The sequence below is a fragment of the Microbacterium sp. SORGH_AS_0888 genome (assembly GCF_030818905.1).
Taxonomy (GTDB): Bacteria; Actinomycetota; Actinomycetes; order Actinomycetales; family Microbacteriaceae; genus Microbacterium.
Window position 1 is genome coordinate 798,586 of record NZ_JAUTAZ010000001.1, and the last position, 25,528, is coordinate 824,113.

Annotated in this window: 22 protein-coding genes and 1 pseudogene; 3 read left to right on the plus strand and 20 right to left on the minus strand. The window is 71.6% G+C overall.

Annotation, left to right across the window (positions count from 1 at the left end):
* Positions 1-47: 47 nt before the first annotated feature.
* From leuA to QE381_RS03960, 13 genes and pseudogenes are all read right to left on the minus strand, one after another.
* Positions 48-1,808, minus strand: coding sequence for a 2-isopropylmalate synthase (gene leuA / locus QE381_RS03900; RefSeq protein ID WP_307215669.1), 1,761 nt, complete (start codon positions 1,806-1,808; stop codon positions 48-50).
* A 167-nt stretch (positions 1,809-1,975) separates the two neighbouring features.
* On the minus strand, positions 1,976-2,629 hold the full coding sequence (locus tag QE381_RS03905; RefSeq protein ID WP_307215671.1) for a hypothetical protein: 654 nt from the start codon (positions 2,627-2,629) through the stop codon (positions 1,976-1,978).
* A gap of 80 nt (positions 2,630-2,709) precedes the next feature.
* Positions 2,710-2,937, minus strand: coding sequence for a hypothetical protein (locus QE381_RS03910; protein WP_307215672.1), 228 nt, complete (start codon positions 2,935-2,937; stop codon positions 2,710-2,712).
* A gap of 92 nt (positions 2,938-3,029) precedes the next feature.
* Positions 3,030-3,929 carry a GTPase Era gene (gene era, locus QE381_RS03915; protein WP_307215674.1) on the minus strand — a complete coding sequence of 300 codons (900 nt, stop codon included), beginning with the start codon at positions 3,927-3,929 and terminating at the stop codon, positions 3,030-3,032.
* Positions 3,922-5,187 (minus strand): hemolysin family protein, encoded by a 1,266-nt coding sequence (locus QE381_RS03920; RefSeq protein WP_307215676.1) that lies wholly within the window; start codon positions 5,185-5,187, stop codon positions 3,922-3,924. The genes era and QE381_RS03920 overlap by 8 nt, the downstream gene beginning before the upstream one ends.
* The gene (gene ybeY, locus QE381_RS03925) at positions 5,184-5,657 is read right to left on the minus strand and encodes an rRNA maturation RNase YbeY (RefSeq protein WP_307215678.1); all 474 of its coding nucleotides are present in this window, start codon (positions 5,655-5,657) and stop codon (positions 5,184-5,186) included. The genes QE381_RS03920 and ybeY overlap by 4 nt, the downstream gene beginning before the upstream one ends.
* A complete protein-coding gene (locus tag QE381_RS03930; protein ID WP_373426909.1) occupies positions 5,654-6,760 on the minus strand; it encodes a PhoH family protein in 1,107 nt (368 codons plus the stop codon). Before QE381_RS03930 ends, ybeY begins: the two co-directional genes overlap by 4 nt.
* On the minus strand, positions 6,717-7,064 hold the full coding sequence (locus QE381_RS03935) for an HIT domain-containing protein (RefSeq protein ID WP_307215680.1): 348 nt from the start codon (positions 7,062-7,064) through the stop codon (positions 6,717-6,719). The genes QE381_RS03930 and QE381_RS03935 overlap by 44 nt, the downstream gene beginning before the upstream one ends.
* 38 nt (positions 7,065-7,102) lie before the next feature.
* Positions 7,103-7,841, minus strand: a pseudogene (locus tag QE381_RS03940) (16S rRNA (uracil(1498)-N(3))-methyltransferase).
* Between the two features lie 3 nt (positions 7,842-7,844).
* The gene (gene dnaJ, locus QE381_RS03945; RefSeq protein ID WP_307215681.1) at positions 7,845-8,951 is read right to left on the minus strand and encodes a molecular chaperone DnaJ; all 1,107 of its coding nucleotides are present in this window, start codon (positions 8,949-8,951) and stop codon (positions 7,845-7,847) included.
* A 47-nt stretch (positions 8,952-8,998) separates the two neighbouring features.
* Positions 8,999-10,039, minus strand: coding sequence for a heat-inducible transcriptional repressor HrcA (gene hrcA / locus QE381_RS03950; protein ID WP_307215682.1), 1,041 nt, complete (start codon positions 10,037-10,039; stop codon positions 8,999-9,001).
* A gap of 63 nt (positions 10,040-10,102) precedes the next feature.
* Positions 10,103-11,320, minus strand: coding sequence for a radical SAM family heme chaperone HemW (gene hemW / locus QE381_RS03955; protein WP_307215685.1), 1,218 nt, complete (start codon positions 11,318-11,320; stop codon positions 10,103-10,105).
* Positions 11,320-11,970: a DUF1990 family protein gene (locus QE381_RS03960; RefSeq protein WP_307215687.1), complete on the minus strand. Its 651-nt coding sequence runs from the start codon at positions 11,968-11,970 to the stop codon at positions 11,320-11,322. Before QE381_RS03960 ends, hemW begins: the two co-directional genes overlap by 1 nt.
* Positions 11,971-12,110: 140 nt before the next feature.
* On the opposite strand from QE381_RS03960, the gene QE381_RS03965 reads away from it, so the two are divergent.
* Positions 12,111-12,851: an AAA family ATPase gene (locus QE381_RS03965; protein WP_307215688.1), complete on the plus strand. Its 741-nt coding sequence runs from the start codon at positions 12,111-12,113 to the stop codon at positions 12,849-12,851.
* A 5-nt stretch (positions 12,852-12,856) separates the two neighbouring features.
* On the opposite strand, the gene lepA is transcribed toward QE381_RS03965, so the two are convergent.
* Positions 12,857-14,701, minus strand: a complete 1,845-nt coding sequence (gene lepA / locus QE381_RS03970) for a translation elongation factor 4 (RefSeq protein WP_307215689.1) — start codon at positions 14,699-14,701, stop codon at positions 12,857-12,859.
* A gap of 42 nt (positions 14,702-14,743) precedes the next feature.
* Between lepA and QE381_RS03975 the strand changes: the two genes are divergently transcribed.
* Positions 14,744-15,541 carry an alpha/beta fold hydrolase gene (locus tag QE381_RS03975; protein ID WP_307215691.1) on the plus strand — a complete coding sequence of 266 codons (798 nt, stop codon included), beginning with the start codon at positions 14,744-14,746 and terminating at the stop codon, positions 15,539-15,541.
* 140 nt (positions 15,542-15,681) lie between these two features.
* The gene (rpsT, locus tag QE381_RS03980) at positions 15,682-15,942 is read left to right on the plus strand and encodes a 30S ribosomal protein S20 (protein ID WP_307215692.1); all 261 of its coding nucleotides are present in this window, start codon (positions 15,682-15,684) and stop codon (positions 15,940-15,942) included.
* A gap of 79 nt (positions 15,943-16,021) precedes the next feature.
* Here rpsT and holA read toward each other — a convergent pair whose 3' ends face one another.
* The 6 genes from holA to QE381_RS04010 all read right to left on the minus strand — a co-directional run bounded on the left by holA (position 16,022) and on the right by QE381_RS04010 (position 25,509).
* Positions 16,022-16,969 carry a DNA polymerase III subunit delta gene (gene holA / locus QE381_RS03985; protein WP_307215694.1) on the minus strand — a complete coding sequence of 316 codons (948 nt, stop codon included), beginning with the start codon at positions 16,967-16,969 and terminating at the stop codon, positions 16,022-16,024.
* A complete protein-coding gene (locus tag QE381_RS03990) occupies positions 16,876-19,389 on the minus strand; it encodes a ComEC/Rec2 family competence protein (RefSeq protein ID WP_307215696.1) in 2,514 nt (837 codons plus the stop codon). Before QE381_RS03990 ends, holA begins: the two co-directional genes overlap by 94 nt.
* A complete protein-coding gene (locus tag QE381_RS03995; RefSeq protein WP_373426980.1) occupies positions 19,386-19,964 on the minus strand; it encodes a ComEA family DNA-binding protein in 579 nt (192 codons plus the stop codon). The genes QE381_RS03990 and QE381_RS03995 overlap by 4 nt, the downstream gene beginning before the upstream one ends.
* Positions 19,965-20,171: 207 nt before the next feature.
* Entirely contained in the window at positions 20,172-21,437 is a 1,266-nt protein-coding gene (locus tag QE381_RS04000) for an LCP family protein (protein WP_307215699.1), read from the minus strand.
* Positions 21,438-21,552: 115 nt separating this feature from the next.
* Complete coding sequence (gene leuS / locus QE381_RS04005; RefSeq protein ID WP_307215701.1) at positions 21,553-24,147, minus strand: leucine--tRNA ligase; 2,595 nt, start codon at positions 24,145-24,147, stop codon at positions 21,553-21,555.
* A 69-nt stretch (positions 24,148-24,216) separates the two neighbouring features.
* Positions 24,217-25,509 (minus strand): anthranilate synthase component I family protein, encoded by a 1,293-nt coding sequence (locus QE381_RS04010; RefSeq protein ID WP_307215702.1) that lies wholly within the window; start codon positions 25,507-25,509, stop codon positions 24,217-24,219.
* Between the last annotated feature and the right edge of the window lie 19 nt (positions 25,510-25,528).

The window sequence follows — 25,528 nt, forward strand, 5'->3', positions numbered from 1 at the left end:
ACCCACCGGTCTCGGCGCACGAGACTGGTCTCGCGGTCAGGGACGGGTCAGACGGCGGCGAGCTCGCCGGAGCGCTCCCGCGTGCGGATCGCCCGGTTCACGCCCGACACGATCGCTTTGAGGGACGCGGTGGAGATGTCGCCATCGATTCCGACGCCCCACAGGCGCTCGCCGTCGACCTGCAGCTCGACGTAGGCCGCGGCCTGCGCGTCGCCGCCCGAGCTCATCGCATGCTCGACGTAGTCGTACAGCGTCACCTCGAAGCCCTGCTCCCGCACGATCTCGATGAACGCCGCGACCGGGCCGTTGCCCGCGCCGGAGGCGTCGAAGCGCTGGTCGCCGTCGCGCAGGGTCACGTCGAGCCGCACGTCGCCGGAGAGATCGCTCTGCGTGCGGGTCCCGAGCAGCTCGAACCTGCCCCACCGCTCCTCGTCGACCTCGGCCGGCAGGTACTCGTCGGTGAAGATGCGCCAGATCTCGTCGCTCGTGACCTCGCCGCCCTCGGCGTCGGTCTTGGCCTGGACGACGCCGGAGAACTCGATCTGGAGCTTCCTGGGCAGGTCGAGCGCGTGATCGTTCTTCAGCAGGTAGGCGACGCCGCCCTTGCCGGACTGCGAGTTGACGCGGATGACGGCCTCGTACGACCGGCCCAGGTCCTTCGGGTCGATCGGCAGGTAGGGAACCGCCCACTCGATCTCGTCGACCGTGACGCCCGCGGCGTCGGCCTTCGCCGCCATCGCCTCGAAGCCCTTCTTGATCGCGTCCTGGTGCGAGCCGCTGAAGGCGGTGAAGACCAGATCGCCCGCCCAGGGGCTGCGCTCGGGCACCGGCAGCTGGTTGCAGTACTCCGCCGTGCGCTTGACCTGGTCGATGTCGCTGAAGTCGATCTGCGGGTCGATGCCCTGCGTGAACAGGTTCACCCCGAGCGCGACCAGGTCGACGTTGCCGGTGCGCTCGCCGTTGCCGAACAGGCACCCCTCGATGCGGTCGGCACCGGCCATGTACCCCAGCTCCGCTGCGGCGACCGCCGTGCCGCGGTCGTTGTGGGGATGCAGCGAGATGATGACGTTCTCGCGGTGGTTGAGGTGACGCCCCATCCACTCGATCGAGTCGGCGTACACGTTGGGCGTGGCCATCTCGACCGTCGCGGGCAGGTTGATGATGACCTTGCGCTCCGGGGTCGGCTCGAAGATCTCGAGCACCTGGTTGCACACCTCGACCGCGAACTCCAGCTCGGTGCCGGTGTAGCTCTCGGGCGAGTACTCGTAGAACACCTGCGTCTCGGGCACCGTCTTCTCGTACTGCCGGCACAGGCGGGCGCCCGCCGTCGCGATGTCGATGATGCCCTGCTTGTCCGAGCGGAACACGACCTCGCGCTGCAGCACGCTCGTGGAGTTGTACAGGTGCACGATGGCGCGCTTGGCGCCGGCGATGGCCTCGTACGTGCGCGCGATCAGGTGCTCGCGCGCCTGCGTCAGCACCTGGATCGTGACGTCGTCCGGGATGAGGTCCTGCTCGATCAGCTCGCGCACGAAGTCGAAGTCGGTCTGGCTCGCGGAGGGGAAGCCGACCTCGATCTCCTTGTAGCCCATGCGCACCAGCAGCTCGAACATGACGCGCTTGCGCTCGGGGCTCATCGGGTCGATGAGCGCCTGGTTGCCGTCGCGCAGGTCGACCGCGCACCACCGGGGCGCGGTCGTGATGCGGGCGTCCGGCCAGGTGCGGTCGGGCAGGTCGACGCGGATCTGCTCGTGGAACGGCCGGTACTTGTGCGTCGGCATGCCCGACGGCTTCTGGGTGTTCTCCATGGCTGGTATCGCTTCTCTCTCGTCAGATGATGCGGGCCGACGACGAGCTCCGCGACGAGAAAGGCCCTAGAACGAGGTCTCGCCGCGGCGGCTAAGAAGGAGAAGAACGCCTGCACGCATACGGACAGGCTACACCCGACCCACGCGGCGACGCACACGCGGTGCGCTCAGGCGCCGTAGCGGGTGACTCCGGGGGCGAGGGATGTCGGCGGCACGCCCGCCTGCAGATCCATCCGCTGCTGCGCGAACGTCGTGCCGAGCTCGGCCCGGTCGGAGGGGTGCGTCCAGTAGTAGTGCAGCACCGCGTAGACCGCGACGGGGGCCGCATCCAGCACGAAGACACCGATGTCCCAGTGCCGGTCGCCGCGTTCCAGCCGGAGCACCGGGACGTGCGCGCGCGCGAGCCGCCGGACGCTCTCGGTGTTGGTGTGCATCGCGCGCACGGCGGTGACCTCCTGCCAGGGGATGTCGACGGCACCGCCCTGGGTGCGAAGAACGATCCCGCTGCGCCCCAGCCCGACGCACTCCCGGTTCCCCCACGATCCACGGGTGTTCAGGGCCACGACGCCGTTGATGAAGGTGAGGAGGAAGTACAGGCCGAACACGCCGAACAGCGTCGCGATCACGAAGGGCATGGGTCCTTGCATCGACGGCGTCTGCCCGGCCTGCGCGAGGACGGCCCACACGATCAGGCCGAACACCGCGGCGATGACGCCGAACGCGATGACGAGCGCGAGCGGCGGACGCTTGAGCGGGGCCACGTGGATCGTCGCATCCGGCGCAGGTGTGAAGCTGCGATTGAAGATCTCGGCCGTCATCATCTGCAGCGGCTTCCGCGACGACCTCGGGCCTGCCCATCCTTCGGGTACCGAGGGGAGGCGCGGGTCGCCGAGCCGACCGCTCAGACGATCCCCCCGATCATGGCGTCACGACGCAGCTGTTCGTGCGTCGCGTGGAACCTGCCGTCCGCGGTCCACCAGGCCTCGTGGCCCGCGGCGTCGGGGTGCTGCTCGACCACGACCGGCCAGTGCGCCGTGATGTCCTTGAGGTAGTAGCGGATCTCGTCGCCGACCGTGCGCTTCTCGACCTTGTCGGAGGCCTCGAGCTGCTCCTTCGTGGGATCGTCCATGCGCGTCATCCTAGGGACACCGCTCACGACGTGCGAGCACTTGCGGCCGGTCACAGGTGAACGACGGGCGCGGATGCTCGGCCCGCTCCCTGTCAGAACCCGAGCCGTCCCAGCTGCTTGGGATCGCGCTGCCACTCCTTCGCGACGCGCACGTGCAGTTTCAGGAAGACCTTGGTGCCCACCAGCGGCTCGATCTGCGCGCGGGCTCGCGAACCGACATCCCGCAGGCGCGAGCCCTTGTGCCCGATGATGATCGCCTTCTGGCTGTCGCGCTCGACGACGATGCTGGCGTAGATGTCGGTCAGCCCGCCGCCCTCGCGCTCCTCGAGGTCGTCGATCGTGACCGCGATCGAGTGCGGGAGCTCGTCGCGCACCCCCTCCAACGCCGCCTCGCGGATGATCTCGGCGATGCGGTCCGAGGTCGACTCGTCGGTGACGACGCCGTCCTCGTACAGCGGCGGCCCCTCGGGCAGGAGGGCCAGCAGCTCGGTCACGAGCACGTCGAGCTGCGCACCCGCCACCGCGGACAGCGGGATGACGGCCGCCCAGTCCTCGCGCAGGGCGTCGACCTCCATGAGCCGCTGCGTGATCTGGTCGCGCGAGGCCGCATCGGTCTTGGTCACCAGCGCGATCTTCTTCGCACGCGGGTAGCCGTCCAGGGACTCGGCGATGCGTCGATCGCCGGGCCCGACGTCCTGGGTCGCGGGAGCGCAGAAGGCGATCACGTCGACGTCGCCCAGAACGTCCTCGACGAGGTCGTTGAGCCGCTGCCCGAGCAGCGTCCGCGGGCGATGGATGCCGGGAGTGTCGACGACGATCAGCTGACCGTCGGAGCGGTTGACGACGCCGCGGATCGCGCGACGCGTGGTCTGCGGCTTCTCGCTCGTGATCGCGATCTTCTCTCCCACCAGGGCGTTCATGAGCGTCGACTTGCCCACGTTGGGGCGTCCGACGAAGGTCACGAAGCCGCTGCGGAACCCGGGGTCAGTCATCGTCGGCGTCCTTCCGTTCCACGAACACTGTCGCGAGCCCCCGACCCCGGCCACGTGACGTGCCCCCGGTGATCTCGAGACCCTCGTACTCGACCGTATCGCCCGGCTGCGGCACGCGTCCGAGCACCTTGGCGAGGACACCGCCGATCGAGTCGACGTCGTCGTCGTCGAGCTCGAGCCCGAAGAGGTCGCCGACCTCGTCGAGCCCGAGCCGTGCGCTCACCCGGTAGCGACCGGGCTCGAGCTCGACGACCTCGGCGTTCGGCGCGTCGTACTCGTCCGAGATCTCGCCCACGAGCTCCTCGATGAGGTCCTCGAGCGTCACGAGACCGGCGATGCCGCCGTACTCGTCGACCACCATGCACACGTGCACGGCATCGCGCTTCATCTGCTGCAACAGGGTCTCGGCCCGCATCGACTCCGGGACGAACTCCGGCGGACGAGCGATCCGCACGGCCGGGAGATCCTCCCAGGCGCGCTCGTCCCGGAAGGCGAACTGGACGAGGTCCTTGAGGTAGAGGATGCCCTCCACCTCCTCACCGTCGTCGGACATGATCGGCATGCGCGAGACGCCCTTGTCGAGGAACACCCCGAGGGCGACGCGCGCCGTCGCGTCCGCGCCGATCACGACCATGTCGGTGCGCGGCACCATGACCTGCCGCACGTAGGTGTCCGTGAACTCGAACACGGAGTGGATGAGGTCGCGGTCGTCCTCCTCGATGAGGTCCTGCATGGCGGCCTCGTCGACCATGCTGAGCAGCTGCTCCTCCGAGTCGAACGACGACGCGCGGGCGCCCCCGGGCGTGACGCGGCTGCTGAGCGCCACCAGACCGTGCGCGAGCGGGCCGAGCAGGATCCGCACGCCGCGCACGATGCGCGCCGAGCCGCGCAGCAGGCCCCGTGCGTTGCGACGGCCGACGGCGCGGGGGCTCGCGCCCACCGCGACGAACGAGATGCCCGTCATGATCACGACGGCCGCCAGCAGCGCCCACCAGATGCTGTCGAAGACCAGCATGAACGCCGCCGTGACGACGGCGGCGGCCGCCGTCTCGGCCAGCACCCGGATGAACGCCACCGCGTTCGCGTGCGCCTCCGGGTCGGCGGCGATGCGCCGCAGCGCCTTCTCGTTGCGACCGGTCTCGCCGAGCTCGGCCAGATCCTGCCGGGACGTGACCCCCAGCGCCGCGTCGATCGCGGACATGAGGCCTCCGAACGCGATCAGCACGACCGCGAGCAGGAGGAGCAGGAGGACGGTCATCGGGATCGTCGACGCTCGCCCAGCGTGAACGAGACGATGAGATCGCGCTGCAGACCGAACATCTCCTTCGCCTCGGCCGGCTCGGCGTGGTCGAACCCGAGCAGGTGCAGCAGGCCGTGCGTGGTCAGCATCACCAGCTCGTCCATGAGCGGATGCGGCGGGCTCGCCTGCGCGGCCTGGGTCTGCGCGACCTGCGGGCACAGCACGATGTCGCCCAGCAGACCCGCCGGCGTCGGACTGTCGTCCGTGCCGGGCCGCAGCTCGTCCATCGGGAAGCTGAGCACGTCCGTCGGCCCCGGCTCGTCCATCCACTGCACGTGGAGCGCCTCCATGGCGCCCTCATCGACCAGGAGGATGGCGACATCCGCGTCCGGGCTCACCCGCAGCTCGGCGAGGTTGCTCTCCATGAGCCGCAGCAGCACCGTCTCGTCGACCTCGACGCCGGATTCGTTGGTGATCTCGATCGTCATGGTCGTCCTCGTTTGGGAAGGCGGTCACGGGCGCCCGAGCGGCGCTCCGCACGATTGGCGAACTCGGCGGCCTCGTCGCGCTCCCGTCGCGCGGCGAGACGCTTCTCGTCGTAGGCGGTGTAGGCGTCGACGATGCGACCGACGAGCGAGTGGCGCACGACGTCATCGCTCGTGAGCGTCGAGAAGTGGATGTCGTCGATGTCGCTCAGCACCTGGGTCACGAGCCGGAGACCCGAGGCGCCCTGGGGCAGGTCGACCTGGGTGATGTCGCCGGTCACGACCATCTTCGTGCCGAAGCCGAGACGGGTGAGGAACATCTTCATCTGCTCGGGCGTCGTGTTCTGCGCCTCGTCGAGAACGACGAAGGAGTTGTTGAGCGTGCGCCCGCGCATGTACGCCAGCGGGGCGACCTCGATCGTGCCCGTCGCCATGAGCTTGGGCACGAGCTCCGGATCGAGCATCTCGTTGAGCGCGTCGTAGAGCGGCCGCAGATACGGGTCGATCTTGTCGGTCAGCGTGCCGGGCAGGAATCCCAGCCGCTCCCCCGCCTCGATCGCGGGCCGGCTGAGGATGATGCGGTCGACCTCTTTGCGCTGCAGCGCCTGCACGGCCTTGGCCATCGCGAGATACGTCTTGCCGGTGCCGGCGGGACCGATGCCGAAGACGATGGTGTTCTCGTCGATCGCATCGACGTAGGCCTTCTGCCCCAGGGTCTTGGGCCGGATGACGCGCCCGCGGGACGACAGGATCGCCTCGCCCATGACCTCCGACGGCCGCACTCCCTGCCCGTCGGCGAGGATGCGCTGCGAGGAGGCCACGTCGGTGGGAGCGAGGTCGACGCCCGTGCGGGTCATCTCCAGCATCTCCTCGACGAGCGTACGAGCGGCGGCGACCGCGGCGGGGGCTCCGGAGAGCGTGATCTCGTTGCCGCGCACGTGCACATCGACATCCGGATGCTCCCGCTCGACGACGCGCAGGAGCCGGTCGTCGGGACCGAGCAGCCGGACCATCGCGATGCCGTCGGCGAACAGGTGCTCGACGACCGTGCCCTCGGGGGCGTCAGTCACCCAGGCTCCCCTCGGTGAGGCCGCCGCCGAGCACATGGGCGTGCACGTGGAACACCGTCTGCCCGGCACCGGCGCCCCGGTTGAAGATGAGACGGAAGTCGCCGTCGGCGTGCTCGTCGGCGAGCTGCTGCGCGAGCGCGACCATCTCCGCCATCAGCGACGGATCGCCCGCGGCGAGCTCGACCACATCGCGGTACTGGGCGGACTTGGGGATGACGAGCAGGTGAAGGGGCGCACGAGGAGCGATGTCGCGGATGGCGAAGACCCGGTCGGTCTGGGCGATGATCTCACTCGGGATCTCGCCCTCCAGGATGCGCGTGAAGATGGAAGGCTCGCTCATGGTGCCCAGTCTATCGAGCGCTCCGACATCGAGCCCGGTCACCAGCGCCCGAGGAGGGCCGCGATCACCGCGAGCGCCGCAGGACCGGCGGTCGAGGTGCGCAGCACCTCGGGGCCCAGGCGCGCGGACACCGCGCCGGCCGCGCGCAGCCGCTCCCCCTCCTCCGGCGCGATCCCGCCCTCCGGGCCGACGACGAGCACGACATCGGTCGCGGCACGCACCCGTTCGGTGAGCGCGGTCAACGGCTGCGCGGCGCCGGGGTCCAGGACGATGACGAGCGCCGAGTCCGCGCGTGCCGCGAGGTCCGCCGTGCCCGCGAGCGGGACGACGGGCGGGGATCCACGCGCGGTGCGCCTGCTTGGCGGCCTCGCGCACGATGCCCTCCCACCGCGCTCTGCCCTTCTGCGCTTTCAGCCCCTCCCAGCGCGACACGCTCCGCGCCGCCTGCCACGGCACGACCTCGTCGACGCCGAGCTCCGTCGCCGCCTGGATCGCGAGCTCGTCCCGGTCGCCCTTCGCGAGCGCCTGGGCGAGCGCGAGCCGGGGGGCGGCGGCCGGGACCTCGCTCCGTTCCGCGACGCGGACCACGACCTCCCGGGGCGACACGGTCTCGCAGGCGCCCGTCAGCCAGGTGCCCGCACCGTCGCCGACCGTGACCTCCTCGCCGACCCGCACGCGGCGGACCGTCGCGGCGTGGTGCGCCTCGGCGCCCTCGAGGGTGACGACGTCGCCGGGGTACGCGGCGCCGGCGGCGTCGGCGACGAAGTGCAGCGGCATCCGTCAGCCGTTCCGGAAGCGGTCGCGGAGCTTCGCGAACAGGCCCTGCTGGTACTCGGCGAGGCGCGGCGCGGGCGCCTTCGTGCGTTTGGCGAACTCCTCGATGAGCGCGCGCTCTTTCGCATCGAGCCGCGTCGGGGTCACGACGTGCACGCCGACGCGGAGGTCGCCGCGCTGCGAGCCGCGGAGCGGAGTGATGCCGCGTCCCTTGATCGTGAGCACGTCCCCGGCCTGCACGCCGGGACGCAGCTCGAGATCGACGGGCCCGTCGAGGGACTCGATGCGGGTCGTCGTGCCGAGGATCGCGTCCGTCATCGACACGTCGAGGGTCGCGAGCAGATCGTCGCCGTCGCGGCTGAACACCTCGTGGGGCGCGACGGTGATCTCGAGGTAGAGGTCGCCCGAGGGGCCGCCGGCGGGCCCGACCTCGCCCGAGCCCGGCAGCTGCAGCCGCAGCCCGGTCTCGACACCGGCGGGGATGTCGACCGACACGGTCCGGCGCGCACGCACGCGGCCCTGGCCGTGGCAGGTCGCGCACGGGTACGGGATCGTCGTGCCGTACCCCTGGCAGGCGGTGCACGGCTGGCTGGTCACGACGTTGCCGATCAGGCTGCGGACCGTGCGCTGCACGTTGCCGGCGCCGTGGCAGACGTCGCACGTGACGGGCGCCGTGCCGGGCTGGCAGCAGCTGCCCTCGCACGTCTCGCAGAGCACGGCGGTGTCGACCTCGAGGTCGCGGTGGACTCCGAACACGACGTCGCCGAGCTCGAGGTTCACGCGCACGAGCGCATCCTGACCGCGCTCCCGGCGCGACCGCGGACGCGACCGCTGGCCGCCCCCGCCGAAGAACGTGTCGAAGATGTCGCCGAAGCCGCCGAAGCCCGCGCCGCCGAAGCCTCCGCCGGAGTCGCCGCCCATGTCGTAGCGACGGCGCTGCTCCGGGTCGCTCAGGACGTCGTACGCGTGCGTCACGAGCTTGAAGCGCTCCGACGCGTCCTCGCCCGGGTTCACGTCGGGGTGGAGCTCACGCGCCAGTCGCCGGTACGCCTTCTTGATCTCGTCCGGGGTCGCGTCGCGGGACACGCCCAGAACCTCGTAGTGGTCAGCCACTTCCGCCTTCCCGTCCGCGCACCGCGCGGAGATCGTCTGCGCCCGCCTCAGCGGGCGCGCTCGTCCTCGTCGAGCAGCCGGCTGAGGTACCGGGCCACCGCCCGCACCGCGCCGAGGTTGCTCGGGTAGTCCATGCGCACGGGGCCGAGCACGCCCATGCGCGCCGCCCCCACGCCGGTCTCGTAGTCGCTCGTGACCACGGACGCCTCCGCCAGCCCGAAGGGCTCGTTCTCCCGGCCGATGGACGCCGCCAGCCCCTGCTCATCGGCCACCATCTCGCCCATCAGCCGCAGCAGGGTCACCTGCTCCTCGATCGCCTCGAGAAGCGGGAAGATACTGCCGCGGAAGTCGCCCTCGCTCCGGGCGAGGTTGGCGGCGCCGGCCATGACCAGGCGGTCCTGACGGAACTCCTCGAGCTCTTCGGCCACGACCCGGAGCGCGGCGCGCACCGCACGGTCGCCGCGCGGGCCGTCGGCCCGCAGCGCTGCGACCGCCTGCTCCACGACGGTGACGCCCTCACGCACCGAGCGCCCCGTCACCAGAACGGACACGCGCGCGCGCAGCGCGGCGACGTCCGTCTCGTCGAGCTCGTCCGGCAGCACGGCGACGCGCTGCGAGACGCGTCCGGTGTCCGTCACCAGGATCGCGACGATCCGCGTGCCGCCCAGATGCACGAGCTCGACGTGGGTGACGTTGGCGCGCTCGAAAGAGGGGTACTGCACGAGCGCGACCTGGCCCGTGAGCTGAGTGAGCGCACGCACCGTCCGCGCGAGCAGGTCGTCGAGGTCGGCCGGGTCGGCCAGGAACGCGCTGATCGCCGAGCGCTGGGCCGCGGTCAGCGGGCGCAGCTCGGCGAGGTGGTTGACGAAGACGCGGAAGCCCTTGTCGGTGGGCACGCGACCCGACGACGTGTGCGGAGCCACGATGAGCTCCTCGTCTTCGAGCAGGGCCATGTCGTTGCGGATCGTGGCGGCGGACACGCCGAAGGAGTGCCGGTCGACGATCGACTTGCTGCCCACCGGCTCACGTGTGGCGACGTAGTCCTGCACGATCGCGCGCAGCACTTCGAGTCCGCGTTCGCTGACCACCTGCGCTCCTCCCGATTGGCACTCGTTCGATGAGAGTGCCAGTCTACCGCGGGGCGACGACGTTCAGACGGCGAGCGCGCGCACGACCGCATCCGCGAGCAGACGACCCCGCCGCGTCAGCACGATACGGCCTCCGAAAGCGGCGCCGGGGTCGACCAGTCCGTCCGCGATGAGCGGCGCGACGGCGCGACGGGAGTCGGCGGGAAGCTCCGCGAGGGCGAGGCCTTCTCGGATGCGCGATCCGAGCAGGACCCGCTCGAGCCGCGCCGCCTCCGCATCCGGGATCTCGCGGGCCGCCGCGGGCGAGGAGCCGGCCGCCAGCCGCTGCGCATAGGCAGCCGGGTGCTTGACGTTCCACCAGCGCACGCCGCCGACGTGGCTGTGGGCGCCGGGTCCGAATCCCCACCAGTCCGTGCCGCGCCAGTAGGCGAGGTTGTGGCGCGAGCGGCGGGCTTCGTCGCGCGCCCAGTTCGACACCTCGTACCATCCGAGCCCCGCGGCCTCCGCGAGATCGTCGACGAGCTCGTACATGTCGGCCTGCAGGTCGTCGTCCGGCAGGGCGAGCTCGCCACGACGGATGCGGCGATGCAGGGGCGTGCCCTCCTCCACGATCAGCGCGTACGCCGACAGATGGTCGGTGCCCAGCTCCAGCGCGGTCTCGACCGAGGTGCGCCACTGCGCGAGCGTCTCCCCCGGCGCGCCGTAGATGAGATCGAGGCTCACGTCGAGCCCGGCGGCGCGCGCGGAGCGCACCGCCGTGGCGACGTTCTCGGGGTCGTGCGTGCGGTCGAGGATCGCGAGCACCTCGGGAACCGCGGACTGCATCCCGATCGACAGCCGGGTCACCCCGGCCGCGGCGAGCCGCTCGGCCAGCTCGGGGGTCACCGTGTCGGGATTCGCCTCGACGGTGACCTCGGCGCCGTCCTCGAGGCCGAACGCGTCCCGGACGTCGTCCAGCATCCCCGCCAGCGCCTCGGCCGCGAGCAGCGTCGGCGTGCCGCCGCCGAAGAAGACCGTGGCGGCGCGGCGCAGCGGACCGAGCTCGCCCAGCACCGACGCTGCCAGCGCGACCTCGGCCGCGACCGAGCCGGGGTAGTCGTCGCGGCGGACGCCCCGCAGCTCCTCCGCCGTGTAGGTGTTGAAATCGCAGTACCCGCACCGGACACGGCAGAAGGGGACGTGCACGTACACGCCGAAGTCGGTGCTCGAGTCGACCGAGGCGAGCGGGAGCCGCCCGTCTGCGGGGACCGGGTCCCCGACGGGCAGCGCGGACGGAGCCATCAGGACGCCGACGTGTACATCGGCGAGATGGCTCGGAGGTACCCGAGCGCGAGCGCTCGGCGTCGCCGCTTCATGAGAACGGGCAGCAGGCGGTAGGCGAGCGAGACCGGGGCGTCGAAGGCGCGGACCGTGAACCACACCTCGTCGTTCTCATACCAGTCGAGCATGAACGACTCCTCGCCGCTGACGACCGACTCGCCGACCGTGCCGAGCGCGAAGCCGATGCGTCGCTTCTCCTCGACGACGAAGATGACCCGCAGCTCGGCGTCGCTCCGATGGCCCGCGATGCGCCCGCGGACGCGCAACGTGGTGCCGGCGCCGACATAGGGCACGCCGTCCTCGTCGAAGCGCTGGTCGGTCTCGAGCCTCGTCGGGGCGATCGGGTGCCCCTCCTCGTCGAAGCTGACGCCGGTGTAGGCCGGCCCGGATGCGGGGCGCACGTCGACGAGCTCGAGTCCGGCGTCGCGCTGGGCGTGCCAGGACAGCAGCGCCTCGCCCGCGGCGCGGAACCGCTCCTCGCCGCTGCCGATCTTCCACGACTCGTGCGAGGGGATGCTCCGCTCCGGCGGATACTGCAGCAGGTCGGACGCCTGCGTGGCCCCGACGGCCGCGTAGTCGACGGTCTCGTCCCTGAAGGTCCCGCGTCGCATGAGGTCAAGAGTACCGAGCAGACCTGGGTGCGGCCTCCGCCGCTCCCTCGGGGGTGGGAATCCACCACGCGCGCCGTGCGCCGTCGGCCGGCCGCGCAGCGGGTTCCGACGGGCCGCACGAGGCTGGCAGACTTCCGGGGGTGAGGACAGAGGACTTCCGGCAGCCGCCGGTCGTGGCCGTGCGGACATGGCCGGACGCGGCCACCACTCCCGGCGTGTGGCCGTGCACCGTGCCCGCCGTGGCTCAGCTGCTGAGGGAGGGGATGGAGCTCTCGGACGGCGTCACCTTCCTCGTGGGCGAGAACGGCTCGGGCAAGTCGACGGTGCTGGAAGGGATCGCTATCGCCTACGGCTTCTCGCCCGAGGGAGGGTCCGCATCCGCTCGCCACTCCACCCGGCCGAGCGAGTCCGCCCTCTCGTCGTGGCTGCGCGTGCAACGGGGGCTCGGGGGCTCCCGTTGGGGGTTCTTCCTGCGCGCGGAGACGATGCACTCGTTCTACACCTACCTGGAGGAGAACCCCACGGCGCGGCCGGGGTCGGAGCCGGTGTTCCACGAGATGAGCCATGGCGAGTCGTTCCTGTCGATCCTGGACACGCGCTTCGACTCGCCCGGGTTCTACTGCCTCGACGAGCCGGAGGCGGCGCTCTCGTTCACCTCGACGCTGTCGCTCATCGCCACCCTGTCCCGCATCGTCGAGGACGGCGGGCAGGTGCTGTGCGCAACCCACTCACCCGTGCTCGCGGCGATGCCCGGCGCCCGGATCCTGGAGCTCGGCGAGTGGGGCATGCGCGCGACCGCGTGGGAGGACCTGGAGCTCGTGCAGCACTGGCGCTCGTACCTCGACTCGCCGGGCCGCTACCTGCGGCACCTGCTGCGCTGAACCGCCTACTTCTTCGTCTCGACGTCGCCGGAGAGCGCGGCGATGAACGCCTCCTGCGGGACCTCGACGCGCCCGACCATCTTCATGCGCTTCTTGCCCTCCTTCTGCTTCTCCAGCAGCTTGCGCTTGCGGGTGATGTCACCGCCGTAGCACTTGGCGAGCACGTCCTTGCGGATCGCGCGGATGTTCTCCCGGGCGATGATCCGCGCGCCGATCGCCGCCTGGATCGGCACCTCGAACTGCTGTCGCGGGATGAGCTTGCGCAGCCGCTCGGTCATCATGGTGCCGTACGAGTACGCCTTCTCCCGATGCACGATCGAGCTGAACGCATCCACCTTCTCCCCCTGCAGCAGGATGTCGACCTTGACGAGGTCGGCCTCCTGACTGCCCGCGGGCTCGTAGTCGAGGCTCGCGTAGCCCTGGGTCTTCGACTTCAGCTGGTCGAAGAAGTCGAACACGATCTCGCCGAGCGGCATGTTGTACCGCAGCTCGACGCGGTCCTCGCTGAGGTAGTCCATGCCCAGGAGCGTGCCGCGCCGCGACTGGCACAGCTCCATGACCGTGCCCACGTAGTCCTTCGGCAGCAGGATGCCGACCTTCACGACCGGCTCGGAGACCGAGGCGACGCGCCCGTCGGGGTACTCGCTGGGGTTGGTGACGGTGACGGTCTCGCCCGTGTCCGTCGTGACCTCGTACGTCACGGAGGGGGCCGTCGTGATGAGGTCGAGATCGAACTCGCGGGAGAGCCGCTCGGTGATGATCTCGAGGTGCAGGAGCCCCAGGAACCCGCAGCGGAAGCCGAAGCCGAGCGCGACCGAGGTCTCGGGCTCGTACTGCAGCGATGCATCGGAGAGCTTGAGCTTGTCGAGCGCCTCGCGGAGGTCGGCGTAATCGCTGCCGTCGATCGGGTAGATGCCGCTGAAGACCATGGGCTTCGGATCGGTGTACCCGGCCAGGGCCTCCGAGGCCGGCTTGCGGTGGTTCGTGATCGTGTCGCCGACCTTCGACTGGCGCACGTCCTTCACGCCGGTGATGAGGTAGCCGACCTCCCCGACGCCGAGCCCCTTCGTGGGCACCGGCTCGGGGCTGGAGACACCGATCTCCAGCAGCTCGTGCGTGGCCCTGGTCGACATCATCTGGATCCGCTCGCGCGGCTCGAGCTTGCCGTCGACCATGCGCACATAGGTGACGACGCCGCGGTAGGCGTCGTACACGGAGTCGAAGATCATGCCGCGCGCCGGCGCATCCGGGTCGCCGGTCGGTGCCGGGATCTCGCCGACGATGCGGTCGAGCAGGTCCTCGACGCCGACACCGGTCTTGCCCGACACGCGCAGGACGTCGGCGGGGTCGCCGCCGATGAGGTTGGCCAGCTCCGCCGCGTACTTCTCCGGATCGGCCGCGGGCAGATCGATCTTGTTCAGCACCGGGATGATCGTGAGGTCGTTCTCGAGCGCGAGGTACAGGTTCGCGAGCGTCTGCGCCTCGATGCCCTGTGCCGCGTCCACCAGGAGGATCGCCCCCTCGCAGGCGGCGAGCGAGCGGCTGACCTCGTACGTGAAGTCGACGTGACCCGGCGTGTCGATCATGTTGAGCGCGAAGGTGCCGTCGACGGTCGCCCACGGCATCCGCACCGCCTGGCTCTTGATCGTGATGCCGCGCTCGCGCTCGATGTCCATGCGGTCGAGGTACTGCGCCCGCATGTCGCGGTCGGAGACCACGCCGGTGATCTGCAGCATCCGGTCGGCCAGGGTCGACTTGCCGTGGTCGATATGGGCGATGATGCAGAAGTTGCGGATCAGCTCGGGCGGGGTCGCGGACGGCTCGAGGGGCTTCAGGGCGCGCGGTGACATGTTCCGACGATTCTACGGGCGCGCCGGACGTACTCTGTCGTGGTGACGGTGACGGCGGTGATGGTCCACGGGATCCGCACGTCCGCGACGATGTGGCGCGCACAGCGCGAGTACCTCGACGAGCGGGACGTGCGCACGGTGGCGCTCGACCTTCCGGGGCACGGCACACGGATGTCGGAGGACTTCACGCTGGCGGAGGCGTTCGCCACGATCGACCGCGCCGTGCGGGAGGCGGCCGCCTCGGGTCCCGTCATCCTGGTGGGGCACTCGATGGGAGGCCTGCTGAGCGTCGAGTACGCGGGCTCGGACCCCTCCCCGCCCCTCGCAGCGCTGGTCGCGGCGTCCTGCACGGCGATACCGCGCGGTGCGGCGCTGGCCACCTACCGCGCGCTCGTGCGCTCCGCCGACGTGCTGCCCGACCGCGGGATGTGGGCGGCGGAGTACGTCCTGGACCGCACGCTGCCCGCGCAGACCCGCGCCGACTTCGGCGCCGGCGGCTACGCGCTCGACACCCAGCACGTGGCCCTGGCGGCGTTGGCCGGTCTGGATCTCGCGACGGCGCTCTCCCGCATCCGCGTGCCGACGTGGTTCGTGAACGGGCAGTACGACCAGCTGCGCGTCAACGAGCGGCTGTTCACCCGGCTCGTGCCGCACGCCGAGCTCGTCGTGGTGCCGCGCACGTCGCACCTGGTCACCGCGATGCGCCCCGAGGTCTTCAACGCCGTGCTGGCCCTCGCGCTCGCGACGGTCACGGCCGCCTCCCCCGCGAGTCCATACACCCCTGCCGACTCCACACCGGATACGCGCGCCTCGGATGTGGATTCGGCAGACGGGCGTTGATTCGCTGAGGGCGTTCGGGCTGGTAGCATTGGTCCTTGGCTTGCGTGTGGGTCATCCCAACCCCACGATCGCCGGGGCGCAGCCCCTCTACCTGCGCACGGCAACAATCCCGTCCTACCGATACGAAAGTCAGACGACACGTGGCAAACATCAAGTCGCAGATCAAGCGCAACAAGACCAACGAGAAGGCGCGCGAGCGCAACAAGGCCGTCAAGAGCGAGCTGAAGACCGCCGTGCGCCGCACGCGCGAGGCCGTCGCCGGCGGCGACAAGGCCGCCGCCGAGAAGGCGCTGGTCACGGCGTCCAAGAAGCTCGACAAGGCCGTCAGCAAGGGCGTCATCCACAAGAACCAGGCCGCGAACCGCAAGTCGGCCATCGCGAAGCAGGTCGCCGCTCTCTGAGCCGCCGTACCGTTGCCGAAGGCCCGTCCCGCTGGGGGGCGGGCCTTCGTCGTTCCATCGGGAGCCGCGGGACGGAGGCTCACGCGCCGAAAGGCGCCCGCGTCGCCACGACCGTCACCAGACGCTCGAGGGCGAAGACCGGGTCGCGGGAGGCGCCCTTGACCTCGGCGTCGGCGCGCGCGCACGCCTGGATCGCGCGACCCAGCGACTCCTGCGACCACCCGGAGAGATCACGCCGGGCGCGATCGACCTGCCAGTCCTTCATGCCCAGCCGGGAGGCGAGGGCCGCCGCGGGCTCTCGGCTGCCGGCGACCCGGGCCATGCTCCGCAGCTTCGCCGCGAACGCCGCCACCATCGGCACCGGGTCGGAGCCGGAGGCGAGCGCCTGGCGCAGTGCGAGCAGCGCCTCGCCGTAGCGGCCCGCGATCGCGGTGTCGGCGACCGTGAAGGCGGATGTCTCGACCCGTCCGCCGTAGTAGCGGTCGACGATCTGCTCGGTGACGTCGCCGTCGACATCCGCGATGAGCTGCTGGCAGGCCGCCGCGAGCTCCGTGAGGTCGTCGCTGAACGCCCCCACGAGGGCACGGAGCGCGGCGGGGGCGATGCGCCGGGACGCCGCGCCGAACTCGCCCGCCGCGAAGTCGTAGCGGTCGGAGTCGCGCTTGACCGCCGGACAGGCGATCTCGACCCCGCCGCCCGTCCCCGAGCGGATCGCGTCCAGCAGCTTCTTGCCCCGAACGGAGGCACCCGTGTGCCGCAGCACGACCGTCGCGCCCTCCTGCGGCGCCGCGAGATACGACAGCGCCTCGGAGAGGAACGCGTCCGAGCATCGCTCCACACCGCTGACCCGCACGAGGCGCGGCTCGCCGAACAGCGAGGGCGAGGTCACGACGAGCAGCGTTCCGGACGTGTAGTCGGACGCATCGATGTCGCTCACCTCGAGGCTCGGATCCTCGGCGCGGAGGATGTCGCGCACCCCGGCGATCGCCCGCTCGGCGCAGATCTCCTCGGGACCGGAGACCAGCACGATGGGAGCGGGCCGCGGCGAACGCCAGGGCAGCTGCGGGATCGCCGACTTCGCGGGAGTCGATCGCCTCGGTGCTGCCATGTCTCCAGCGTATCCGCCGGCTCCGACGTCGCCGTCTCCGGAGGCGCGCGCTCGCGCCACCACGTCAGCGCGCCGCGAGAGGCGTCGAGCATCAGCATCCCGTTCAGATCCGTCCGCGCGATCGCCGTCCCGCTCGCGGTCAGCAGGGCCAGGGTCTCGGCGCGGGGATGACCGTAGTCGTTGTCCGCCCCCACCGACACGATCGCCACCGCGGCGCGCAGCGCCCGGTAGAACCCGGCGTCCTGATCGGCCGAGCCGTGATGCGAGACCTTCACGACCTGATACGGCGGGCGCAGCTCGCCGGACGCCGCGAGCGCGCGCTCGGACTCGGCACCGAGGTCGGCGAGCAGGATCGACCGCGGGATGCCGCCGCCCGCGATCTCGAGCACGACACTGCTGTCGTTGCCGGGCGGGAGACGCGACCGGGCCGGCGGCCACAGCACCCGCCACGCGGCGTCGCCGAGCGTGCCGGTCATCCCCGCCGTCGCGGCGAGGGTCTCCGCCGCCCCGACGGTGGCGAGGACGCGGTCCTCGCCCGGTGAGACCGGTCCGTGGAGCAGCGTGTCGACCCGCCCCGCGAGTGCCGGCGCGCCGCCGACGTGATCGAGATCGAAGTGCGTGAGCACGGCGACGTCGATGCGGCCGACGCCGAGCCGGCGCAGACAGACCTCGAGCGGCTCGGGCTTCGGCCCGGCGTCGACGAGCATGACGCGCCCCGCGGATCTCAGCACGATCGCATCGCCCTGGCCGATGTCGCAGGCGGCGAGCGACCAGGCGCTCGGCACCGTGGCGGGGGCCGCGACGCTCGTGAGCACGACCGCGCCGGCCGCGCACCCCGCGAGCGCGGCGACCGCGCCGCGGGCGGCTCCCCCGCCCACACGCGCCCAGGCGTGGTCGCCGCGGACGACGACGGCGCACACGACGACGCCACCCGCGAGCGCGAGGCATACGAGCCCCGCGATGCCCTCCGGCCACGGCAGCAGCGCTCCCGGGAGGGATGCCGCGCCGTGCGCGGTGGCGGCGATCCACGAGGCGGGGACCCACGCCAGCCACAGCAGCACGCTCTGGGCCCAGGGCGCCGCGGCGGCGAGGCAGGCGAGAAGGCCCGTCACCGTCGCGACCGGCGCCGCGGGAGCGGCGAGCAGGTTCGCGACCACTCCGTAGGTCGTGAGCTGCGGCGCGATGAGCACGATGATCGGACCGCAGACGATCTGCGCGGCGAGCGGCACCGCGAGCGCGAGCGCGAGCCAGCCCGGCATCCACCTGCGCAACCCGGCGGCCAGCGGCCGGGCGAGGACGAGGAGGGCTGCCGTCGCGGCGACCGAGAGCACGAAGCCGAGCTCGAAGGCGAGCCAGGGATCGATCACGAGCAGCGTCGTCGAGGCGATGCTCAGGAGCGAGAGCCCGGATGCCGCGCGGCCGGTGAGCAGCGCGAGCATGGCGATGCCTGCCATCGCCGCCGCGCGCACGACGCTCGGCTCCGGCGTCACGAGCACGACGAAGCCGCACAGGGACACGGCGCCGATCGCGACCCGTATCCCCCGCCGGAGCCGGAGCAGCGCCCCGAGACCGAACCCCGCTCCGACCACGATGGCGCAGTTCGCCCCGGAGACGGCGACGAGGTGGGTCAACGAGGCGGCCTTCATGTCGGCGTCGACGTCGGCGGACACCGCACGCGTGTCGCCGACGGCGAGTCCCGCGACGAGCCCGGCACCCGGTCCGGGAAGGCCGGCGGATGCGGTCCGCAGCCGTCCGCGCAGGTCGGCCGCGACGGCGAGCAGCCCCGTGGGCGCCGACGCGGCCTCGACGCCGGTGGCGCGCAGCACCAGCACGGCACGCTCCCCCGGCCCGGCCGCGAACGCCGTCGCCCGCAGCCGCACGCCAGCGCCCATGTCGAGTCCCGGCGGGGCGTCCTGCAGCAGCAGCACGACGGGAGCCGGTCCCCTGACGACGTGGGGACCCGCCCGGAGGTCGATGAGCGTCGCGTCTGCGCGGAGTCCGCCGGCGGCCGTGCGATCGAGCTTCCCGGTGACGACGACGTCCGCGACCAGCGCTCGTCCTCCCCCGGTCTGCGCGGCAGCGACCGCCGACCGACCCGGCTCCGCTGCGGCGACCGCGAGACCGACCGCCGCAGCGGCGCCGGCGGCCACGACGACGGCGAGGAGGCGTCGGCGGATACGGGACGAGCCCGCTCGGGCCAGCAGCGCGGTGGCGGCGAGCGCCGCGAGCGCGCCGACGAGCGCGAGGGGAACGGCCGCGCCCGGCGTCAGGATGCACAGCGCCGCCGCGGCCCACGCGACCACGGCCGCGGGAACCAGACGCAACGCCGCGCGCGTCACACCCGCACCCGGTCGCGGAGCGACTCGAGCATCTTCTCCCCGATCCCCGGTATCGCCAGCAGGTCGTCCACGCTCGTGAACGCTCCGTTCGCCTCGCGCCACTCGATGATGCGCTGGGCGATCGCCGGGCCGACGCGCGGCAGCGTGTCGAGCGCCGCCGCGTCGGCCGTGTTGAGGTCGACGACGCCGTCCGTGGGCGCCTGTACGCCGGTTCCGGCCGCGGGCGCGCTCTCCCCCACCCGCGGCACGCGGATCTGCTCCCCGTCCGACAGCGGCCGCGCCAGGTTCAGCGCGGCCGCGTCCGCGTCGTCGGCCAGGCCGCCGGCCGCGCCCACGGCGTCGACCACGCGCGAGCCGGCCGACAGCACGTACAGCCCCGGTGACCGCACCGCGCCCGCGACGTGGACGTACACCGCGGCCTCCCGCACGTCCGCGGCGCCCGGCGAGGCCGTCGTTGTCGGTGAGACGACGGGAACGGGCTCCGCGCCGACCACCCCGCGGAGCATGCCGGTGGCGACGACGAGGGCGAATCCTCCGACCAGCAGCGTGAGCGCCGCGCCGACGCCGATCCGCATGCGGCGACGGGCGGCATCCGCCTTCTCGTTCTCCACGCCCCGACGCTAGGCATCCCCGCGTCGTGACGGCGCGAGCCCACCCCTATCGGTGGAGGGACCGACCCCCGCGCGCGCCTGTGGAGGAACGTCGCGCAGGCGCGCCCCGGGCCGAGACGACACCACGCAGCGGCCGTCCCACCGCGCCCGGGCGTCCCGCGGACGAGCCGCTCACCCGTTGCCGTTGGAGCAGGTGCGCTGGCTCGCATTCGTGCCGGTGATCGCCGAGGGCAGCACGCTCGTGTCCGCTCCGGGGGTGGCGCTGGCCGACGGATCCGGCGACGGCGTCGCGCTGGTCGACGGCAACGGGATGGGAGCCCCCGTGGGAGAGACCTGCTCGACTCCGCCCGCCGGGCTCACCCCGCCGCTGATCTGGAGCGCGGTGTTGTTCGCGAGGGCCGTCCACAGCGCGGAGGCGGCGGTCTCGTCGGGCACGACCCGGTTCGGGTCGTCCGGATCGGTCTTGGTCGGGTACTGCAGGAACACGATCTGGTCGGCGGGCACGCTCTTGGCCGCCAGCGCGATCTGGATGAGCGTCAGGGGGTTCGCGAGGTTCGCGCTCGGGCTGATGTTCTGCACGGCCGTCGTCGCCAGCCGGTAGAGCGTCGGCATGTCCGACAGCACCTCCGGACTCGTGATCTTGCGCGCGAGCGCGGAGAAGTACTGCTGCTGGTTCGAGATGCGCGCGAGATCGCCCCCGTTGCCCACCCCGTGCCTGCTGCGCAGGAACGCGAGAGCCTCGGCGCCCTGGACGGTCGTGACGCCCGCGGGCAGGTGCAGGCCCGCATCCGGGTCGTCGATGCCGTTCTGCACGCACACGTCGATGCCGCCGATCGCGTCCGTGATGTTGATCACGCCGCCCCAGGTGACCTTGGCGGCCATGTCGATCTTCTGGCCGCTCAGCTGGGTGATCGTCTTGGCCACGCACGAGACGCCGCCGGGATCGAGGGTCGAGTTGAGCATCTGCTTGCTCATGGCGGAGATCGGCTGGCCCGTCGTCTGGTCGGTGCACGCGGGGATGGGGATCTCGAGGTCGCGCGGGAAGGAGATCACGGTGATACGGCGCGGAGAGTCCGAGATGTGCACGAGGATCGTGACGTCGTTGCGGGCCCCCTCCGCGTCCGGGCCGTCGCACCGGTCCCCGAACATCGCCGAGAAGCTCGGATCGCACTCGTCCGAGCCGACGAGCAGCAGGTCGAGGCCGCCCTCGATCGAGCCGATGTCGGGCGGCAGCGCCGTCTCGCCCTCGAGGGTGAACTGGTTCGCCGCGAAGCTCGACGTGAGGCTGTAGGCCGAGTACCCGACCACCGCGATCGCGGAGACCGCGACCACCGCGACAGACACCCCGACGAAGGTCAACAGCTGCGACAGGACGCCGGGACTGCGCAGACGTCCATGCTGCGCGATGGGCTCGCGCCGCGACAGACGGCGCCTCACGAGGCGATGCTCAGGGCAGGACGAGGCGGGAGAGCGCACAACACGCATGGACTCTGGCAGCGGAGGATGGGAGGAGCCCCGCTGCCAGCTATGATCCGCCCGAGAGCGGGCCCGCTCAGCGCGTGCTGAAGCTGACCACCTTGGGCGGGCGCACGACGGCGCGCACGATGTCCTTGCCGCCGAGGGCGCGGACGACGCGGGCATCCTCGCGGGCGAGACGCTCGAGCTCGGCGCCATCGATCCGCGCCGGGACCTCCAGGGTCGCGCGCACCTTGCCGTCGATCTGGACGACGGCGGTCACGGCCTCCTCGACGAGGAGCGTCGGGTCGGCCGCACGCCAGGTCACGAGTCCGACCGAGGGCTCGTAGCCGAGCTGCTCCCACATCTCCTCGGCCGTGTGCGGCGCGAACAGGTCGAGCACCATCGCGATGGCCTCCGCGGCCTCGCGCACCGCGGGATCGGTCGGACCGGCGCCGGAGTCGATCGTCTTGCGCGTCGCGTTCGCGAGCTCCATGAGCCGCGCGACGACGACGTTGAACTTGGTCTGCTCGATGAGTCCGGGCGCGTCGGCCCAGAGGCGGTGCGTCACACGACGAAGCGCGCTGTCGCCCTCGGCCCAGACGACGTCCTTCGGGCTGTCGACATCCGCGGCGATGCGCAGCGCACGCGCGAGGAACTTCTGGGCGCCCGTGGTCGAGACGTCCTTCCAGTCCTTGTCGTCCTCGACCGGGCCCGCGAAGGCGAGCGCCACGCGCAGCGCGTCGGCGCCGTGCGCGTCCAGCTCCTCCTGGAACAGGACGAGGTTGCCCTTGCTCTTGGACATCTTCGCGCCGTCGAGGATCACCATGCCCTGGTTGATCAGGCTCGAGAACGGCTCAGTGAAGTCCAGGTGACCCATGTCGTACAGGGCCTTGGTGATGAACCTCGCGTACAGCAGGTGCAGGATCGCGTGCTCGACGCCGCCGATGTAGAAGTCGACCGGCGCCCACTTGAGGGCCTGCGCGCCGTCGAAGGGCGCGTGCTCGTTGCGCGGCGACAGGAAGCGCAGGAAGTACCACGAGCTGTCGACGAAGGTGTCCATCGTGTCGGGATCGCGGCGGGCCGGCTGCCCCGTGCCCGGCTCGGTCGTCTCGACCCACCCGGTCGCCGCGCCCAGCGGCGAGGTGCCCTTGGGCAGCAGGTCGAGGCCGGCGGCCTCGGGCAGCCGCACCGGCAGCTCACTGTCGGGGACCGGCAGGATGCGGCCGTCCTCGGTGTGCAGCATCGGGATCGGCGTGCCCCAGTAGCGCTGTCGTGAGATGAGCCAGTCGCGCAGCCGGTACGTCTTCGCGGCGCGCCCGGTGCCGCTCTTCTCGAGCTGCTCGATGACACGCGAGATGGCGGTCCGCTTGCTCAGCCCGTCCAGCGGCCCGGAGTTGATCATGCGGCCCTCGCCGCTCAAGGCGACGCCGGTGCGGACCGGGTCGATCTCCTCGAGCGTGTCAGCGCCTTCGAGCGGATCGATCGGGACGCCGTTCTCGTCGAGCTCGATGACCGGGATCGCGCCCGTGATCGGCGCGGTCGTGTCGACCACGACGCGCACCGGCAGGTCGAACGCGCGGGCGAAGTCGAGGTCGCGCTGGTCGTGGGCGGGGACCGCCATGACGGCGCCGTGCCCGTAGTCGGCCAGCACGTAGTCCGCCGCCCAGATCGGCAGCCGCTCCCCGTTGACGGGATTGATCGCGTAACGGTCGAGGAACACGCCGGTCTTGGGGCGATCGGTGCTCTGACGGTCGATGTCGGTCGTCGCGCGCACCGTGTCGAGGTAGTCCTGGAAGCGCATGCGGACCTCGGCGCTGGCGCCCGCGGCGAGCTCGGCGGCCAGATCGGAGTCGGGCGCGACGACCATGAACGTCGCCCCGTACAGCGTGTCGGGACGCGTCGAGAAGACCGTCACCTTCTCGGCGCGGCCCTCGATCTCGAAGTCGATGTCGGCGCCGACCGAACGCCCGATCCAGTTGCGCTGCATCTGGATGACCTTCTGCGGCCAGAACCCCTCGAGCTGGTTGAGGTCGTCGAGGAGACGGTCGGCGTAGTCCGTGATGCGGAAGAACCACTGGGTGAGCTTCTTCTTCTCGACCAGCGCGCCGCTGCGCTCGCTCGTCCCGTCGGCGAGCACCTGCTCGTTCGCGAGCACGGTCTGGTCGACCGGGTCCCAGTTCACGAGCGCGTCCTTGCGGTATGCGAGCCCGCGCTCGAACAGCTGCTGGAACAGCCACTGGTTCCAGCGGTAGTACTCCGGGTCGGAGGTGTGCAGCACGCGCGACCAGTCGAACGAGACGCCGTACGCCTTCAGGCTCGCGCGCTGCTGGGCGATGTTGTCATAGGTCCAGGTGACGGGGTTCGCGCCCCGCTTGATCGCGGCGTTCTCCGCGGGCAGCCCGAACGAGTCCCAGCCGATCGGGTGCAGGACGTTGTAGCCGCGGTGGCGCCAGAAGCGCGCCACGATGTCGGAGTAGAGGTAGTTCTCCGCGTGCCCCATGTGCAGATCGCCGGAGGGGTAGGGGAACATCGCGAGCACGTACTTGCGCGGCCGGGTGTCGTCGTCGCCACCGGCACGGAAGGGGTCGAGCTCCTCCCAGCGACGCTGCCACTTCTCCTGGATCGCGTGCACGTCGAACCCGTTCTCGGGTGCGGACGAAGCGGTGTCGGACGGCGTGATCGAAGACAAGAGGGGACCTCACGGAAGGGATGTCGGGAATTCCTGCGCGATGCGCGTCTTTCAGGTTACCCGAAGCGCTCACCAGCCCGGCGGGACGGTCGCTCCGAGCGCGGCGAGGGGCGCGCGCGCCTTCAGCCCGACCTCCGCGACCTCCTCGGCGGCGTGCGAGTGCCAGGTGATGCCGCCGCCGGCCCCGACGTATGCGCCGTCGGGGTGCACGAGGACCGTGCGGATCGTCATCGCGAGATCGAGACATCCGTCGTCGCCGATCCATCCCAGGCAGCCCGCGAACGCGCCGCGGGGCGCCGCCTCGATCTGCCGCAGCAGGGTCATCGCCGACAGCTTCGGCGCACCCGTCATGCTGCCCGCCGGGAAGGCGGCGCGCAGCAGATCGGCGACGGTCGTCCCCCCGCGGATGCGGCCGGCCACGGCGCTGACCAGCTGATGCACCGCGGGATAGCTCTCCACCTCGAGCAGGCGCTCGACGCTGACGGTCCCGGTCTCACACACCGTGGCGAGGTCGTTGCGCATCAGGTCGACGATCATGACGTTCTCGGCACGCTCCTTCGGGCTGGCGTGCAGCTCGTGCGCGAGCGCGACGTCCTCCTCCGGTGACTCGCCGCGCGGCCGGGTGCCCTTGATCGGCGCGGTGCGGACGATGCCGTCCCTCACCTCGAGGAAGACCTCCGGCGACGCACCGATGAGCGCGTGCCCGGCGGAGCGGATGTAGGCGCCGTGATGCGAGGGCGAGGACGAGCGGAGCGCGGCGTGCACGGTGTCCGGCTCGAACTCGCCGTCGACCTCGAACCGGGTCGTGAGGCACAGCTGGTAGGCGTCGCCCCGTCCGATCGCCGCCCGGCATCGCTCGATCCGGGCCGCGTACTCGGCGGGGCTCACCCGGGCGACGGAGGCCACCGGGTTCGGGACGGGCACGGGGGCGGGAACCGGGGATGCCGCGGCGATGCGCGTCGCCAGGGCGTCGGCATCCGGGGCGCTCACCCACGCCCTCCCGGTCGCATGGTCGAACGAGACGATCCGTTCCGCGCGGATCCAGCACTGCGCGGGCATCGGGTCCGGCGCGGGATCGAGCGGCGCACCGGCCGCGGCGGCGCCCGCCTCGTAGCCGATCCAGCCGACCCAGCCGGAGCGGAGCGGACCCGCCTCGTGCCGCGGGGCCGGCCCCTCGGACAGCGGCGTGGCCGCGACCTCGGCGGGATCCGCCGGACGACCGGTCCCGAGGATGCTCCAGCCGCGGACGGCGCCCGGGCCGGCGTCGAGCCAGAAGGCGTGCGGCTCGTCGCGCACGGCCGCGAAGGCCCGCTCGGGCGTGCATCCCGGCGGCAGCTCGACGACGGTGTACGACGGATGCACATTCCCAGGCTACGGCCAC